Raw genomic sequence first — 16454 nt, 5'->3', positions numbered from 1 at the left:
CCGCGATGACCCAGAGAGCCACCGACCGCACCCCGTCGCGCAGCCTGCACGGCGTCACCGAGCTCACGGTGCTGGCGCCGCTGAAGCGCGGACCCGTTGCCGCGATGGACACGCGCAGCCACGAGACCCGCGTCGTGGCCGTGATGCGCACGCTCGACGCGTTCCGCGTCTCGTCGGTCGAGACCGAGCCGACGCCGCTGATCCAGGACGTCATCGAGCGCATCCGCGGCATCCACTCGTTCCGCCTCGCCGTGGTGGGCGAGCCGCTGCGGCGCCAGCTGCTGCTGGCAGTCAGCTTCGACGGCGGGTGGGAGCCCTACCTGCGCCGCATCTGGCGCGAGCTCGGGCCCTTCCTCGACCTGCTGTTCGGCAACTGCGACGGCTACCCGCTGTCGCGCCGCAGCGGCTACGCGGCTTACGCACGCTGGGTGCGGCGATCACAGGCCACCACGGAGTTCGTCTACCACTGGGGCGCCGCGACGGTGAACGATCTCGTCACCGTGTTCGCCCGCAGCCCGCGCGCCAGCACGCCGGCGCCGGAGCCTGGGGTGCCGACCTCCGAGCTCCTGCGGCAGTGCCTTCCGGCGCTGACCGCGCTGTACCGGCTGACGGACATGCACCCGCCGGCCACGGTGACCGCGCAGCCGGGCCTGCAGGGGCTGGCGGCCGACGACGGCCTGACCCTGCTGCACGCCGCGCGCCTGCTGCTGCCGGGCCTGGACGGGCTGGGCGACGCCGACCTCACGGCCGCGCTCGGCCGCGCGCCCACCGCCACCGAGTCCGCGGCGCTGGCCTGGCTGCAGCCGCGGGTGCCGGCGGCCAGGCCCCTCTGGCCGGACATTCCCTGGTCGCTGTCGCAGGTGCAGTCCGGCATCGTGCGTCGACAAGAGGGCGTGCACCACGCCGCGCTGCTGCTGCTGTCGTTGGACTCGCCGCAGGCCGGTGCCGCGCTGCTGCAGTGGCTGGTGGTCGAGGGCCGGCTGGCGCGGGGCGAGCCCGCGCACCCGGCCCCGGCCGCCGGCGACGTGTACTGGACCGTGTCCTTCACGGCCAACGGCCTGGCGTGCCTGGGCCTGGACGCCGGGCAGCTCGAGCAGTTGCCGGCGGAGTTCGTGCAGGGCATGGCCGCCCGGGCCAGCGTGCTGGGCGACGTGCAGCACAACCACCCTTCGCGCTGGCGGCCGCCGCTGGCCTGCGCGCCCGACGGGAAGGCCGTCATGAAGCCCGGCCGCGTCGAGCTGGCCGGCGTGCACGCGGTGGTGCAGGTGGCGCTGCGTGGCGGCCCACCGGCGCCGTGGTGCGAGGCCACGGATCCTGCCCATGCGCTGCACGGCTCGATCCGGCGGCTGCTTGCCGATCTGCCAGGCCGGGCGGGTGGCGAGGGCGTGCGGCTGCTGTCGGTGCAGACCATGCGCCGGGTGCCGCCCCCGCAGCCGGCCGGCGCGGCCGCGGCCGGCGGGCATTTCGGCTTCGCCGACGGCCTGAGTCAGCCGGTCGTCGCGCCCGACGGCAGGGCTCCTGCCACCGCGCCTGCCGGCGCCGACGAGGTCCCCGCCGGCGACCTGCTGCTGGGCCATCCCAACAGCCTGGGCGACGAGCCGCTGACCGGGCGGCTGTGGGAGAACGGCAGTTTCCTCGTCGTGCGCCGCCTGCGCCAGGACGTCGCCGCGTACGAGCGGGCGCTGCAGGGGGCGGTGCAGCAACTGGCGGCGCAGGGGCTGACGCTGTCAAGCCAGGACGTGGCCGCGCTGCTGATGGGTCGCCGGCACGACGGCCGCAACCTCGTCGACGACACCACCGGCAACCGCTTCGACTACCAGGCCGATCCGCAGGGGGTGAAGTGCCCGTGGCAGTCGCACGTGCGCCGCGCCAACCCGCGCGCCACGCGCCACGGGGCGGCGGTGGCCGACCAGGTCACGCTGCCGCGGCTGATGCGCCGGGGCATGTCGTACGGGCCCTCGTCGCAGGAGGGGCCCGCCGATGCGGAGCGCGGGCTGGTGTTCATGGCCTACAACACGTCCATCGCCGAGCAGTTCGAGGTGATCCAGGGCTGGCTGGCCGGCGGCAACAGCAGCAGCCCGACGCTGCCTTCCCGCCTGGCCGACCCGTTCCTGGCGGCGCACCACCCGGGGGAGCCGGCGCGCTTCCGCTTCCGCACGGCGGCAGCGGCCGGCGCGGCCGTGCCCTGCGTCGAGCACGAGGTCTCGCTGGGGACCGAGCCCTTCACGGTGCTGGAGTGGGGGCTGTACCTGTTCGCGCCATCGGTGGAAGGGCTCGACGAGCTGCGGCGCATCGCCATCGCGGCGCAGGTGGCGCGGCACCCCGCCCCCGCGGCCGGACCGATGCGCGAGGAGCGCCGGCTGGCGCTCGAACGCGAACGGCTGGGTCTGGCCGTCGCCGGCCAGCGCGTGGTGCAGGGCCTGCAGCGCGCCGAGCAGGCGCTGGGGCTGGACGCGCAGACCGCCCTGCGCGAATGGAAGCTGCTGCTCGAGGACCCGGGCGCCCGGCGCCAGGGCCTGCCGCAGGCCGTGTGGGCCGCCGTGCGCGCGGCCCCGGGCGGCTTGTTGCGCACGCCCTTCGGCGTGCTGGTGGGCTCGGCCGAGCGCGTGGCCGAGGTCTTCGGCGCCCCTTCCGGGCGCTACACGGTGGCCGGCTACCAGGCGCGCATGGAGAAGTCCTTCGGGCCGATCTTCCTGGGCATGGACGCCGGCGCAGACTACGCGCGTGAGGCCACGCAGGTCAACGCAGCCATCATGGACGTCACCCTGCCCGAGGCCTGGCGCGAGGCCCGGGCGGCGATGGCCTCGGTGCTCCAGGCGCGTCGGCCGCCGGCCGGACCCGGCCGCAGCGACGCGGTGCTGGACCTGCGCGACCTCGTCGACACCCTGCTGGCGGCGCTGAGCCGGTCGTGGTTCGGCCTGCCCGACGACGGGTTCGTGCACGAGGGCGGCTGGCACTGGCGCGACGGCCCGCCCCGCTGCCCCGGGCACTTCCACACGCCGTCGCGGTACCTGTTCCAGCCGCACCCGGGCGCCGAGGCCGCGGCCGTGGGCCAGGCCCATGGCCAGCTGCTGCGCCAGCAGGTCGGCAACCTGGTGGCCCGTCACTGGCGGCAGCCCGCTCCGCTGGGCCGGCTGGGCATGGCCATCCATGCCGCGCTGCACGCGCTGGAGCCCGACGAGGCCGACGCGCAGGACCTGGTCGCGCGCACGCTGGTCGGCGTCATGATGGGCTTCCTGCCCACGGTCGACGGCAACCTGCGCGGGGTGCTCTTCGACTGGCTCGACGACGGCACGTTCTGGGACCTGCGCCGGCGCCTGGCCGCAGCCCGGCCCGCTGGCGAGCCGGCCGACGACGACGACGCGCTGGCCCGGGTCCGCGCCGTGCTCGACGCCCCGCTGGCGCGCGGCCTGCAGCGCCGGCCGGTGCCCGACCTGGTCTGGCGCACCGTCGTGCAAGCGCACACGCTGGGCGAGGTGTCGCTGCAGCCCGGCGACGTCGTGGTCGTGGGCATCGGCTCGGCGCTGCACCAGCGGCAGCTCGAGGACGACCCGTCCCTGAGCGCGCTGTTCGGCGGCGACCGGCACTCGCCCGGCCAGGACAGCGTGCCGCTGCATGCCTGCCCCGGTCAGGCGATGGCGCTGGGCGTGCTGACCGGCGCGCTGGATGCGCTGATGGCCGAGCCCGGCCTGCAGCCCGGGCCCTCGCCGGCGCTGCTGACGCTGCGGCCCTGAACCCGGGCGCAGCCCGCTACAGGCCCAGTTCGGCGCGGCAGCGCGCGTTGGCCGCCCGTTCGTGCGGCGAGCCGCGGCGATCGGCCGCGCGGTCGGCCAGCGCCAGGTGGCGCCGCGCCGCGGCCGCCCGGCCCTCGACGGCTGCCAGGCGCGCCAGGGCGCGCGCGGCCATCGCGGCGCCGAGCCAGTCGTCCTGGCGCGTGCGGGCCAGGGCGCGCGCCGCCTCGTGGCGCGCCTCGCGGCGCCGGCCAAGGCCGGCCCAGGCCTCGGCCAACCAGCCGGCATGCAGGGAGACGAACAGGTTCTTGTCGTGCGTGCGCAGCCAGGTGGCGGCCGACGCCAGATCCTGCAGGGCCGCGTCACCACCACCCAGGGCCCAGGCGGCCCGCGCCGCCAGGGCACGGCCCATGCCGTAGAGGTACAGGCTGCCCACGCGCTCGCCCACGCGCTGCGCGGCTTGCGCGTCGGCCCGTGCCTCCTCGGCCCGGCCCTGCCACAGCCGCAGGCCGGCGCGCGAGCAGCGCACCGAGCCCTCGACCTCGTGGCCAGGCTCGGGCACGGCGCGCAGCGCCTCCTCGAACACAGCGTCGGCCTCGGCGTCGCGGCCCTGGTCGCCCAGCAGGCTGGCCAGGCAGGCCAGCGAGTACGCCACGCCCGAGGGCAATGGCCGGCCGGCCGGCGGCGCCGCTGCCAGCGCGCGCGCCGGCGCCAACAGCGCCTCGGCGCGCGCGTGCTGCGCGGTGGCAGCCAGCACCTGGCCCAGGGTCGTGGCCACCTGCATCGGCAGGCCGCGGTCGCCGGCGGCGCCGGCGATGTCGGCGGCGCGCTCCAGCAGTACCACAGCGGCCCGGCCATCGCCCAGGGCGTAGTGCAGGTAGCCCAGCCAGTAGGTGGCGTAGGCGACGCCGCCGGTGTCGCCGCGGGCGGTGGCCTCGCTCACCGCCCGCTGCAGCAGCGGCAGGTCGGCGCGCGCGGGGTCGAACACGCAAGCCAGCCCGAGGCGCCGCACCACGGCGCGCCAGCGCTGGTAGCACTCGGCGGTGTCGGGCTGCCGCTCCAGCCAGTGCAGCGCGGCGCGGTAGTGGGCCCGCGCGCGGTCCAGGGCCGAGGTGGCCATGGCCTTGTCGCCCGCCATCTCGGACCAGTGCGCAGCGGCCTCGGCGTCGCCGGCGCCGGCGCTGTGCAGCGCCAGCGGCTCGCACAGCGCGCGGGGATCGCCGCCGGGGGCGCTGTCGAGCAGCAGGGCCGCGGCGGCCCGGTGCAGCGCGCGGCGGTCCTCGAGCGCCAGCGACTCGTAGACCGCGTCCCGCGTCAGGCCGTGCTTGAAGCGCACGCTGGCCTGGGCGTCGTCGGGCGCCTCGGCCTCGAAGAACAGCAGGTCTTCGCGGGCCAGCGCCGCGAGCACGGCGTCGTCGGGCGGCTGCGCCGCCAGCCGCCGCACCTGGGCCGCCGGGGCCTGGGTGCCCAGCACCGCGGCCGCGGCCAGCAGGTTGCGGGCGGGCGGGGCCAGCCGGGCCACGCGCATGTCGATCAACGCACGCAGCCAGCTGCCGCCCGGCCGCTGGGCGTCGGCCGCCAACGGCAGGCCGACCGCCGCCAGCGGCAGCATCGGCAGCGGGGCGTGGCGCACCTGGTGGCAAAGCTCCTCGATGTACAGCGGGTTGCCACCGGCCAGGCGGCCGATCTCGCGCCGCAGGAAGGGGTCGGCGGACGGCAGGCCGGCCTGCACGGCGCGCTCGGCCTCGGCCTCGGCCAGCGGCCCCAGTGGCAGCGCGGCCGCGGGCTGCAGGGCCGCCTCGCCCGGGGGTCGCGGGCGTGTCGTCACGAGCACGAACATGGCCAGCCCGGCGAGGGCCAGCAGCCCGTTCACGGCCTGGCGCGAGGCGTCGTCGGCCCACTGCCAGTCGTCGATAAACAGCAGCGTGACCGGCGGCACCACCGCGGCCTGCAGTTGCTGCTGCAGGGCCGCGCGCCAGGCGTCGGGGCGCAAGCCCTGCAGCGCCGGCAGCAGCGTGCCCGGGCCCTGGCCCAGGGCCTGCAGCAGGGGCTGCATCGGCTCGGCATCGAGACCGGCGCTGCAGCAGCCGCGCAGGACCCGGTGGCCGCGCGCCTCGGCCTCGGCCAGGAACTCGTGCGCCAGCCGCGTCTTGCCCACGCCGGGCGCGCCCTCCAGCGCCAGCAGCGCCGGCCCGCCCCCGGCGGCGACGGCGCCGAGCCGGGCCCGCAAGGCCTGCCATTCGGCGGCACGGCCCACAAAGGGCAGCAGGCCGCGCTGGCGGTGGGCTTCGAAGCGCGTGCGCAGCGCACTGCGGCCGTGCACGCGGTGCACGCGCACCGGCCCGCGGCTGCCCTGCAGCGTGGGCAGCAGGCGCTCCTCGGCGGCGAACAAGGCCGCGATGGGGCCCAGCACCTCGCTGCTGACGAGGATCTCGTCAGACTCGGCAACGTCGGACAGGTGCTTGGCCAGGCCCGGCACCGGGCCGTACAGCCCCAGGCGCCCCCCGGCGGCATCCCCCTCGCCGACGAGCGTGAGGCCGGCGTGCACGCCCGAGTGCACGCGCAGCGGCCCGGTGCCGTGCGCGGTGTACGTGGCCTCGACCGCGCGCATGCCGGCGTGGATGGCCAGCGCGGCCTCGACCGCGACGCGGCCGTCGTCCTCGGACGGGTGCGGGTGGCCGAAGACGGCCAGCACCGCGTCGCCCTGCAGCTGGCTCAGGGTGCCGCCGCGGGCGTGGACCTCCTGTTCACACAGGCGCCGGAAGTCGCCGATCAGGGCCGCCAGCACCTCGGCCTCCAGCGCGCCCGACAGCGCGGTGGAGCGGCACAGATCGACGAAGAGGACGGTGAGGATGCGCCGGTCGGGGCTGAGGCCCGGCTCACCGGACCGATCAGCAAGAGTCATGCGAGGCCTGGGACCTGTTTCCCCCGGATTGTGGATGGCACCGGTGACCCGGGCAAGCCGGGGCGGTCCTGGCGGCGGCGCTCACCACTTGGCCGGCAGCTCGCGCGGCAGCCGCCAGCCGCCGCGCGGCACGACGACCAGCCAGCCGCCGCGCTCCAGGTCCTTCAGCACCCGGCTGACCATCGAGCGCGTGCAGCCGATCGACGCCGCCAGCGTGGCGTGCGACGGCGGCGCGGCGATGACGCGGCCGCCGCCGGGATCGGGCCCGGCCTTCTCGTCGAGCCGTCGCTTCAGGCGGCCGTAGACATCGTTCAGCGCGATCTCGCGCAGCCCCACGGTGGCCGCCCGGGCGCGGCGGATGGCCTTGGCCAGCAGCTCGAACGCAAACGCCGGCTCCTCGGCCAGGTGCGCCTGCAGGGTGGCCCGCGTCACCATCGCCAGCCGGCAGGGCGTGAGCGTGGCCACGTTGGCCGCGCGCAGGCCGCCGTCCAGACTCATCTCGCCGACGTAGTCGCCCGGGCCGTACTCGGCGTAGCGGACCTCGCGGCCGTCGGCGCATTCGCTGAAGGTGCGCAGGCGGCCCTCAAGCACGATGTACAGCGTGTCGCCGGGCTCGCCCTCGGTGATGAACTGCGTGCCGCTGCGGAAGCGCTTGACGACGCCGCGCGCCGCCAGTCGCTGCAGCGACGGCGACCAGGCGGCGGCGGCGTCGGCGCTGGGATCGCTCGGGATCGGGGTGGCTGGGGGCTGGGACATCGCGGCCTGGACGGCGCGGCGCACCGGGGATCCGGTGCGCCGCGCCGCCCGGGGCCGGATCTTAGCGAGCGCCCATGACGCCCAGCCCGGCCGGGCCCCCCAGGGGCCAGCCGGTCCCGCGCAGCGCGCCGACCAGCGGCGGCAACACGGCCACCTGGCGCACCAGCTCGCTGATGCTGCCCGCGCCGGTCTTGGCGCGGATGCTGCCGATCTGCGTGCGCACCGTGCTCACCGCCACGTTCTGCTGCCGTGCGATGGCGGTGGGCCGCACCCCGTCACAGAGCAGCTCGAGCACGCGCGTCTCCGCCGGTGTGAGGTTGAGGCTGCGGGCGTAGCCGTGCACCGAGAGCTGCTCGCAGACCTGACGCTTGCCCAGCACCAGCAGCGTCAGCGGCTTCTCGCCGCAGTCGCGCTCGGCGGCGTTCTCCGGCAGCGGCACCACCGAGACGCCGACGCGGTGCACGCCGGCGCCCAGCGTGACCAGCCGGCGCAGCCCGCGCTGCGCCGCCGCCAGCGCGGCGTGCAGCGGCAGCACGTCTTCGGGGCGCAGGGTGCGCAGCGTGCGGCCGAGCAGCTGCAGCGGGTGCTCGCCGTCAAGCTCGAAGCAGGCGGCGTGGTTGCAGTAGAGCACCTGCGAATCGGTGCCCACGAGCAGCATGCCGTAGTCGATTTCGTCGAGCATGCGCGTGAGGCAATGGGCCAGCTGCATGGCCTGCGGCCCGGGCCGCTCGGTCCCCGACGGGGCGAACCGCAGCGCGGGCGTCGGGACCGGCTCGGTGTCGGTGACGGTGTCGAGCATGGGCTTCTCCTGATTCGGCTTCGGGCGGGCCTGGGGTGCACGCACGGCCGTGCGTCATCCACCCGATGGTGGGCAGACGACCCCGCGCGGGGGGGTGAATCGCTTCGTAGCGACCGGTGAAGATTCACCACAGCGGGCGCTGGCTATGATGGTTCGCATGACGTTCCGTCTGCCGCCCGCCCGCCGCCGCGCCCGATGATCCGCGTCGAGGACATCGCGGCCCACGCCGACTACCGCCACCTGGGCACGCTGGCCGGCATCGCGGTCGACTTGCGCTACGCCGGCACCCACAACTTCGCCGGCCGCAACCTCTACGGCCGGCTCGACTGCGCCTGGCTGCGCCGCGAGGCGGCCGCGGGGCTGGAGGCGGCCGCGCGCTGGCTCGCGCAGGCGCGGCCGGGCTGGCGGCTGCTGGTGCTCGACGCGCTGCGCCCGCAGCGCGTGCAGGAGGCGATCTGGCTCGACGTGGCCGGCACGCCGGCGCAAGAGTACTTCGCCAACCCCGAGCGCGGCAGCATCCACAGCTACGGCATGGCGATCGACGCGACGCTGCTGGGCCCCGACGACCGCGAGGCCGACATGGGCAGCGGCTTCGACGAGATGAGCCCGCGCTCGCACCCGGCGCTGCACGCCGAGCTGCTGGCCGCGGGCGTGCTCACGCCGGCCCAGGTGGCCGAGCGCGAGCTGCTGGCCGCCGCCCTGCGCGCCGGCGGCTTCGAGGGCATCCCCAACGAGTGGTGGCACTTCGACCACGGCGACCGCCAGTGCGTGCGGCGCGAGCTGCCGCGCGTGCTGTAGCGGCGCCCACGGGGCCGGCTGCGGCGGCTCAGCCGCGGGGCGCGAGCAGGTCCTGCGTGTCGGGATGGCGGCGCATGTAGGCGGCCACGTAGCTGCAGGTGGGCCGCACCCGCAGCCGCTCGGCGCGGGCCCAGGCCAGCGCCGCCTGCACCAGCGCCGCCGCCAGGCCGCGGCCCTGCAGCGCCGCGGGCACTTCGGTGTGGTGCAGCAGCAGCGTGTCGCCGTCGCGGCGGTAGGCACAGACGGCGGTGCGGCCGTCGATCTCGGCCACGAAGGCCTGCTGTTCCGCGCGGTGAACGATGGCGGCCTGCATCCCTGCAATTGTGGGGCGCCGCGCCCCGGGTCTGCATGGCGCCGCAGCGCCGCCCGCACCGCGGGCACGAACGTGGCGTAGAGGGCATGAGACGCTGGTTCCTGGAGCCCGTGGCAGCCGACGGCTCGCGCGTGAGCCACGGCATCACCAAGCTGCGCTTGCGCATCGGCCGCGACGCACAGTGCGATCTCGTCATCGATGCCCGCGGCTGAAGCTGCCGCCGGGGCGGCTGTTCGACATCGCCGGCAAGCCGATGCCGCCCTCGGCGCTGCCCGGCCCGGCGGCGGCCTGATCAGGCCTCGCGCCCGCGCCGCCAGCGCAGCAGCGCCGCCTGCAGGCGCTCGGCGTCGATCGGCTTGGTCAGGAAGTCGTCCATGCCGGCGGCCAGGGCCTGCTCGCGCTCGCTCACCAGGGCCGCTGCCGTGAGCGCGACCACCGGCAGCGCCCGGCCGGCCGGCCGGCTGCGCAGCAGCCGAGTCGCCTCGTAGCCGCTCATGCCGGGCATCTGCACGTCCATCAGCACGAGGTGAAAGGGTCGCGGGGCGCGGTCGATCGCGGCCAGCGCCTCCACGCCGTCCTGCGCCTGCGTGACGTGCACGCCCCAGCGCTCCAGGGTGGCCGCGGCAATCAGCATATTCACCGCGTTGTCCTCCACCAGCAGCACGTGCAGACCAGCCAGGGCCGCCATGGCGTCGGCTGACGCCGCCGGCGGGGCGGGCGGCGCGGGTGCCACGGCGGGCGCCAGCGGGAGATCTGCCCAGAAGCGGCTGCCGCGGCCCTCCTCGCTGGCCACGCCCACCTGCCCGCCCATCAAGGCCGCGAGCTCGCGGCAGATTGACAGGCCCAGGCCCGTGCCGCCGAAGCGCCGTGTTGTGCTCTGGTCGGCCTGCGTGAAGGGCTTGAACAGCTCGGGCAGCACCTCGGCGGCGATGCCCGGGCCCGTGTCCTCGCACTCCAGCCGCACCCCGCCGCCCCGCCCCGGCAGGCGCCGCGCCGACAGGCGCACGAAGCCGCGCTCGGTGAACTTGATGGCGTTGGCGACGTAGTTGGTGACGATCTGGCGCACGCGCAGCGCGTCGCCGTGCACGCCGGGGCCCAGCGCGGGGTCGATGTCGAGCAGGAGCTGCAGGCCCCGGGCCTCGGCCAGCGTGCTGTAGGTTCGGGCCAGCGACTGCAAGAGTTCCACCAGGTCGAAGGGCGCCGAGTCGATGGGCAGCCGGCCGGCCTCGATCTTGGACAGGTCAAGGATGTCGGAGATGATGGCCGCCAGGGTCTGCGCGCTGTCCTCGATCTGCGACAGGTACTGCTGACGCTGCGCCTCGGGCACGCCGGTGTCGCGCGCCAGCCGCGCCAGCCCCAGCAGACCGTTCAGCGGCGTGCGCAGTTCGTGGCTGGTGTTGGCCAGGAAGGCGCTCTTGGCGCGGTTGGCAGCCTCGGCGGCATCGCGCGCGCGCGCCAGCGCCTCCTCGAACAGGCGGCGCTCGGTCACGTCCTCGACGATCCACACTGTGCCGCCGGCGCTGGGCCGCTGCGCGTCGACGACGCCGGCACGCACCCGCGCGATGAAGCGGCCGCCGTCGCGGCGCTGCACCTCGCGCTCGAGCTCCACCGTCTCACCGCGGGCCAGCGCCGGGCCGACGAGGCGGCCGACCTCGGCATAGTCGGCCTCGCTCTTCCAGACGACGGATCCGCTCTGCCCCAGCAGGCTGCCACAGGGCCAGCCGATCATGCGCTCGAACTCCGCGTTGGCGATGACGAAGCGCCGCTCGCGCGTGACGGCAATGCCGATGCTGGCGTTGTCAAGGATGGCGGCTCGCTCCAGGCGCTCGCGCTCGCCGGCGCTGACGTCGCGGCCGTTGATCACCAGCATGTCACGGCCCTCGAGCGCGAAGTTCGCCGCCGAGATCATCAGGGTGGTCGGGCTGCCGTCGCGGCAGCGGAACGGGATCGGCAGGTCGGACACGCCACCCTCGACCCGCAGGCGCTGCAAGAACTGCTCGCGCGCCGCCGCGCTGCCCCAGACGCCGAGATCCAGTGCGGTGCGGCCCACGGCCTCGGCCTGCGACCAGCCGAGCATGCGCTCGAAGGCCGGGTTCACCATGTGGTAACGCCCGCTGGCCTGTTCGGTGAGCGTGATCAGGTCGGGGCTGGTGTTCACCAGATGCGACAGCATCGCCTCGGATCGGCGGAGGGCCTGCTCGGCCTCGTGGCGTTCGGTGTTGTCGACGAACATGGCCAGCACGGCCAGTTCGCCCTTGAGTTCGACGCTCACCGCGGTGGCGTTGACCACAACGATGCGGCCGTCGCAGGCGCGCATGCGCAGCTCGGCGATCGGAAGCCGCACGCCGGCCGGCTGCGCGGCCAGCCTGCGCAACCGGGCCTCGACCTTGTCGCGGTCGGCCTGGTCGGGGTAGAACGCCAGCAACGAGACACCCTGCATCGCATCAACCGACTCGAAGCCAAGCAGCCGCGCCGCCGCCGGGTTGGCGTCCACGATGTGGCGGTCCACGTGCACCATCAGCGGCAGCGGCGCGTGGCGGAACAGCGCCTCGAAGCGTGTGTGCGAGTCAGCCAGCGCCGTGCGCGTGGCCTCCAGCGCGCTGACGTCGCGCGCCACGCCCCAGTAGCCGCGGAAGCGGCCGTCGGGCCCCAGCCGCGGCTCGCCGCTGAGCAGGTAGAAGCGGGGCTGGCCGTCGCGGTTGCGCCGGGCCGCGGGCACGTCGCGGAAGGCGCGCCGCGCCGCCACGTCGGCATCGAGCTTCTGGCGGTCGGGCGGCTGCATCACGAAGCCCGGCAGCGTGTCGAATCGCTGGCCCGAGGACTGCCGGGCAGCCAGCGGGCGCCAGCTCTTGTCGTAGAGGCCGACAGTCACCAGCCGCAGCTCGTCGTCGACCTTCCAGTACACGTCGGCCGCCAGACCGAGCAGGCGCCGGAAGCGCTGCTCGCGTCGCGTGGCGCTTTGCACGGCGTCGTGGATGCGTGCGTGCAGCGCGCCACCGGCCAGCACCGCCACCGCCAGCGCCACGGCCTGGCCCGCCAGCAGCGACGACCAGGGCACGGCCTGCGGCACCAGTTCGGCCAGCGCCTGCGCCAGGCCGACGGACAGCGCCGCCAGCAGGGCCATCAGCCCAGCGGCGCGCCAGCCCAGCAAGGCCGCGATCGCAAACACCAGCACCGGCACCAGGAGCATCGACGGCGCGGCCACGCCGTAGCCCCGCACGCCGGCACCCACACTGGCCGCGACGATGGCCAGTGCCACCACCAGCAGCAGCGCGCGTGCGCCCCAGCGCGCCAGCCAGGCTGAGGACGCCCAGCGCATGCCGGCACCGGCGAGGCCGACCACAGCGTAGACCAGGGCGATGGGCAGGGCCCAGGGCTGGCGCGGGTGCTCCAACGCGATCAGCACGCTGCCGATCAGCAGGGCGACCGCACCCAGCATGAGGTACAGCCGCAGCAGCTCGGGCGAGACGACCGGTCCGGGCGGCGGCGGCACCGCGGCCATGCGGCTCAGACCCCTTGAGGCGATGAATCTCGTCCCCGCTGGGCCGGCCGAGGGCCCTGGGCGGCCGGCAGCGCACGCTGCAGCAGCGCCCGCGTGGCCTCGGCGGCAGCCCGGGCGGCGCTGGCGAACGCCGCGATGTCGGGGGCATCGCCCCCGGCGTGCAGCACGGCGCGCGAGCTGTTGACGACGATGGGCCCGCCCTCGCGCCAGCCGGCGCGCACGGTGGCCTCGGCGTCGCCGCCCTGCGCACCCACGCCGGGAATCAGCAGCGGCAGCGTCGGCGCGAGCGCGCGCACGCGGGCGATCTCTTCCGGGTAGGTGGCGCCGACCACGAGGCCCAGCTCGCTGCCGCCCAGGCGCCCGGGCCACTCATCCGCCGCCAGCCGCGCGACACGCTCGAACAGGTGCTCCCCGCCCTCCAGGCACCGGCCCTGGAGATCCGCGCCGCCCGGGTTGCTGGTGCGGCACAACAGGATCAGGCCCTTGCCGGCATAAGCGCCGCCTTCGGCCAGGGCCGAGTAGGGCTCCAGGCTGTCCAGGCCCATGAAGGGCGAGAGGGTGAGCGCATCGGCGCCGTAGCGCACAAAAGCCTCGCGCGCGTACATCGCCGCGGTGCTGCCGATGTCGCCGCGCTTGGCGTCCAGGATCACCGGCACACCGGGGGCGCGGGTGTGGATGTGGGCGATGAGCCGCTCCAGCTGCTCCTCGGCACGTGCAGCGGCAAAGTGCGCGATCTGGGGCTTGAAGGCGCAGACCAGATCGGCCGTGGCATCGACGATGGCCGCGCAGAAGTCGAAGATGCGGCGCCCGTCGCCGCGCCAGGCGAGCGGGAACCGGGCCGGTTCGGGATCGAGACCCACGCACAGCATCGAGGCGTGGCGGGCCGTGGCGGCGTCCAGTTGCGCACGAAAGCTCATGCGGCGATTGTGCCCGCCGCCTGCTCTCTCGCGGCCCCTGCTAAAGCGTCAGCACCTTGGTACTTTCCTCACCAAACTGGCTGATCACCCGCACCGCCACGCGCCGGCCCGGACGCACTTCGATCGGGTGCGAGCGGTGGCCGTACACGCGCCCGAAGGCCTCGTCGTCGAGTTCGAGCTTCAACGTCTTCTCCACCCGGGCCTTGGTGTCGGCCAGGGCCAGCGCTGACAGGCCCTTCTTCCACTTCTCGAACTCGTCGTGGTCGCCGCCGCAGAAGAACACCTGCGTGGCGACGAAGTTGCTGCCGTCGTAGTGCTCGTCCACCATCCAGTAGGCGATGTCGGCCACATTGCGCGGTTTCACTTCGTCGGTGATGGGGTCGTAGAGGTCCAGGCCGCGGATCTCCACCGCCACCCCCTTGCTGCCGTCGGCCAGGGCGGCCGGCACGGTGGCAATGTCGGGCTCGCCGATCGTCACGAAGCTGGCGGCCTTTTTGTCCTTCTTGATGAGGCCGTCCTGCATGAGGTCATCGTGCATGCGCACCTTGGTGACCTCGAAGCTGCCGAGCTTGACGGTGACGCTGCGGTTGTCGACATCGCTCTCGAAGCCGAAGCCCAGGATCACCAGCCAGTCGGCGTCGGCGCGGCGGCGGCAGGCCAGGATGGCGTCGTTCACGGCCTTCTTGCTGACGGTGCCGAACTGCGGCCCGATGTGGAAGTAGGCCTTGCTCTCGCGGGCGGCGCCGTCCTTGCGTGATTCATACCAGCCTTCGGCGTGCAGCGCGCCGCCGTCGCCCATCTGCTCGTTGATGGCGTCGACGCGGTTGAACACCGCGGTCTCGTTCTTCAGGCCGTTCTTGATGCCGGCGTGCTTGAGGTGCTCGAACACGCGGTCGGCAAAGCGCTGCACGTCGGCAGCGCGGGTGTGCGCCGTGGCCAGCGCCTCGGGCGGCAGCGGCTCGAAGCCCTGCAGCGTTTCCACCGTGAAGGGGCCGGCCACGCGGAGCTTTTTCTTGTCGACCTCGGGCTGGTCGAACAGCGTCTCGGTCTCGGGCGGCTCGCCGTTGGCGATGGACTTGAGCGTGACGTGGGGCACGCGCTTGTATTTGAAGCCGTGGCGGATGTCGCCGCCGGCCGCGTCTTCGAGCGTGTACCAAGGGTAGGTGGCCGTCATCAGCCGCGTCTTGGCGATGTTGAGCGCGATGCGGCTCGTGTCGCTGGTGATCCAGCGCCGGCCCCACTGCTCGGCCACGTGGGCAGTGGTGCCGCTGCCGCAGGTGGGGTCGAGCACGAGGTCGCCGGGGTCGGTGGTCATCAGGAGGCAGCGCTGGACCACCTTCGCGGTGGTCTGGACGACATACACCTTTTCGTCAGCGAATCCGGCGACCGTTGTGTCGTCCCAGAAGTTATTGATTGACTGAACGGGGAAGTCTTGAAAGTAGCGAAGGTACGAAAGCGTGTTGCCGATAAGGATCAGTCGTTTGGCCGCCTTCAATGCAGCCATGCCCGCTTTGCTCGTCTTCCAGACCCCTTTCGTCGGTACGAAGGTCCGGCCTTCGAACTCAACGGGGTAGCGCGTCGTGTCAACACCGCTTTGCGATTGCAGGTTATCCGCGCGGAAAACTCTTGAATTGCTTGGCCACAGACTCGGCTCCCTGCGCTCCTCCAAGCTCATCTTGCGACGCGTCCCATCGGCCAGCTCAAGCCATGTGTACGCGCCTTCACCCTCAGCGGATGTCTTCTCGGTGTAGAGCTGGTGGAACTTGCTTTTCGCTTGTTCTTTGTCCTTGGCATACCAGATGATGTAGTCACAAGTCGAGGCGAGCACATCAGTGCCGAGCGCCAGACTGCCAGCGCCAGATGTCTTCTTGAACGCAATCAGCGAACAGAAGTTCTCGCTCTTGAATACCTCATCCATCAGCGAGCGCACCAAGTGCACGTTCTCGTCGCTGATCTGCACAAAACAAGACCCGCTCGCACTGAGCAACTCACGCGCCACCAGCAGCCGGTCGCGCAGGTAGCTCAGGTAGCTGTGGATGCCCAGCTCCCAGGTGTCCCGGAAGGCCTTGATCACCTCGGGCTCGCCGCTCAAGTGGTCGTCGGCGCCGTCCTTCACGTTGCGGTCGTTCTGCCGCATCTGCCAGTTGCTGCCGTACTTGATGCCATACGGCGGGTCGATGTAGATGCACTGCACCTGCCCGGCCATGCCTTCGCGTTCGAGCAGGCTCGTCATCACCAGCAGGCTGTCGCCCTGGATGAGCCGGTTGCGCCAGGCGTCGTGGCGCTTGTAGCAGCTGGCGGGCTTTTCCAGCTCGTCGATGGCCAGCGGGTTGCCGTGCAGCTCGGCCGTGAACAGGTCGTTCTGCCTCGCGGCCTGGGCCTTGAGCGCATACAGCCGCGCAATCAGGCGCTCGGGCTCCACGTGCTCGTGGCGGTAGAGGCTGCGGATGTCGATGCGCAGCGCGCGCTGGTCGTCGCCCGGCCCGTACTTGTGCATCCAGTACAGCTCGGGGTCTTGCCCGCGCGTCGTGACGGGGTTCAGCGGCACCGTCTTCTCGGTGGGCCGGCCGGCCAGGGCCTCGGCCTCCTGGCCGGCCTCTTCGCGGCTGGGGATGAACAGGCGGCCGTCGCCGGCATGCACCAGGGCGTCGACCGGTTGCGCCACGGGGGCAGAGGCCGGCGCCGCAGCAGGCGCAGCGGGCTTGGTGGCGGGCGTCTTCTTGGTCGGCATGG

Annotated in this window: 9 protein-coding genes; 2 read left to right on the top strand and 7 right to left on the bottom strand. The window is 73.8% G+C overall.

Annotated elements, in window-relative coordinates; genetic code table 11:
- Nucleotides 1–5: 5 nt before the first annotated feature.
- Nucleotides 6–3734: a Dyp-type peroxidase gene (locus KA711_06595; protein MCM0608655.1), complete on the top strand. Its 3729-nt coding sequence runs from the start codon at nt 6–8 to the stop codon at nt 3732–3734.
- A gap of 16 nt (nt 3735–3750) precedes the next feature.
- On the opposite strand, the gene KA711_06590 is transcribed toward KA711_06595, so the two are convergent.
- From KA711_06590 to KA711_06580, 3 genes are all read right to left on the bottom strand, one after another.
- Entirely contained in the window at nt 3751–6636 is a 2886-nt protein-coding gene (locus tag KA711_06590; GenBank protein MCM0608654.1) for an AAA family ATPase, read from the bottom strand.
- 81 nt (nt 6637–6717) lie between these two features.
- Nucleotides 6718–7392, bottom strand: a complete 675-nt coding sequence (locus KA711_06585; protein ID MCM0608653.1) for a Crp/Fnr family transcriptional regulator — start codon at nt 7390–7392, stop codon at nt 6718–6720.
- Between the two features lie 61 nt (nt 7393–7453).
- Nucleotides 7454–8101, bottom strand: a complete 648-nt coding sequence (locus KA711_06580; protein MCM0608652.1) for a helix-turn-helix domain-containing protein — start codon at nt 8099–8101, stop codon at nt 7454–7456.
- Nucleotides 8102–8386: 285 nt separating this feature from the next.
- Here KA711_06580 and KA711_06575 point away from each other — a divergent pair, with 285 nt between their 5' ends.
- A complete protein-coding gene (locus tag KA711_06575) occupies nt 8387–8989 on the top strand; it encodes a D-alanyl-D-alanine dipeptidase (GenBank protein MCM0608651.1) in 603 nt (200 codons plus the stop codon).
- Nucleotides 8990–9017: 28 nt separating this feature from the next.
- Here KA711_06575 and KA711_06570 read toward each other — a convergent pair whose 3' ends face one another.
- The 4 genes from KA711_06570 to KA711_06555 all read right to left on the bottom strand — a co-directional run bounded on the left by KA711_06570 (nt 9018) and on the right by KA711_06555 (nt 16452).
- Complete coding sequence (locus tag KA711_06570) at nt 9018–9302, bottom strand: N-acetyltransferase (protein ID MCM0608650.1); 285 nt, start codon at nt 9300–9302, stop codon at nt 9018–9020.
- A 292-nt stretch (nt 9303–9594) separates the two neighbouring features.
- The gene (locus tag KA711_06565) at nt 9595–12804 is read right to left on the bottom strand and encodes a PAS domain S-box protein (protein MCM0608649.1); all 3210 of its coding nucleotides are present in this window, start codon (nt 12802–12804) and stop codon (nt 9595–9597) included.
- Between the two features lie 5 nt (nt 12805–12809).
- Nucleotides 12810–13721: an orotidine-5'-phosphate decarboxylase gene (gene pyrF, locus KA711_06560; GenBank protein ID MCM0608648.1), complete on the bottom strand. Its 912-nt coding sequence runs from the start codon at nt 13719–13721 to the stop codon at nt 12810–12812.
- 40 nt (nt 13722–13761) lie between these two features.
- Nucleotides 13762–16452, bottom strand: a complete 2691-nt coding sequence (locus KA711_06555) for a site-specific DNA-methyltransferase (protein MCM0608647.1) — start codon at nt 16450–16452, stop codon at nt 13762–13764.
- Nucleotides 16453–16454 lie beyond the last annotated feature (2 nt).

The organism is Ideonella sp. WA131b, from assembly GCA_023657425.1.
In the GTDB taxonomy this organism is placed as follows: Bacteria; Pseudomonadota; Gammaproteobacteria; order Burkholderiales; family Burkholderiaceae_C; genus Rubrivivax.
Note: the sequence above shows the minus strand (reverse complement) of the source record. Positions and strands in the feature narration are given on the sequence as shown.

Bases quoted from the DNA above. Each gene is read 5' to 3' on its own strand.
- KA711_06595 (MCM0608655.1), top strand. From the start codon at position 6: ATGACCCAGAGAGCCACCGACCGCACCCCGTCGCGCAGCCTGCACGGC.
- KA711_06590 (MCM0608654.1), bottom strand. From the start codon at position 6,636: ATGACTCTTGCTGATCGGTCCGGTGAGCCGGGCCTCAGCCCCGACCGG.
- KA711_06585 (MCM0608653.1), bottom strand. From the start codon at position 7,392: ATGTCCCAGCCCCCAGCCACCCCGATCCCGAGCGATCCCAGCGCCGAC.
- KA711_06580 (MCM0608652.1), bottom strand. From the start codon at position 8,101: ATGCAGCTGGCCCATTGCCTCACGCGCATGCTCGACGAAATCGACTAC.
- KA711_06575 (MCM0608651.1), top strand. From the start codon at position 8,387: ATGATCCGCGTCGAGGACATCGCGGCCCACGCCGACTACCGCCACCTG.
- KA711_06570 (MCM0608650.1), bottom strand. From the start codon at position 9,302: ATGCAGGCCGCCATCGTTCACCGCGCGGAACAGCAGGCCTTCGTGGCC.
- KA711_06565 (MCM0608649.1), bottom strand. From the start codon at position 12,804: ATGGCCGCGGTGCCGCCGCCGCCCGGACCGGTCGTCTCGCCCGAGCTG.
- pyrF (MCM0608648.1), bottom strand. From the start codon at position 13,721: ATGAGCTTTCGTGCGCAACTGGACGCCGCCACGGCCCGCCACGCCTCG.
- KA711_06555 (MCM0608647.1), bottom strand. From the start codon at position 16,452: ATGCCGACCAAGAAGACGCCCGCCACCAAGCCCGCTGCGCCTGCTGCG.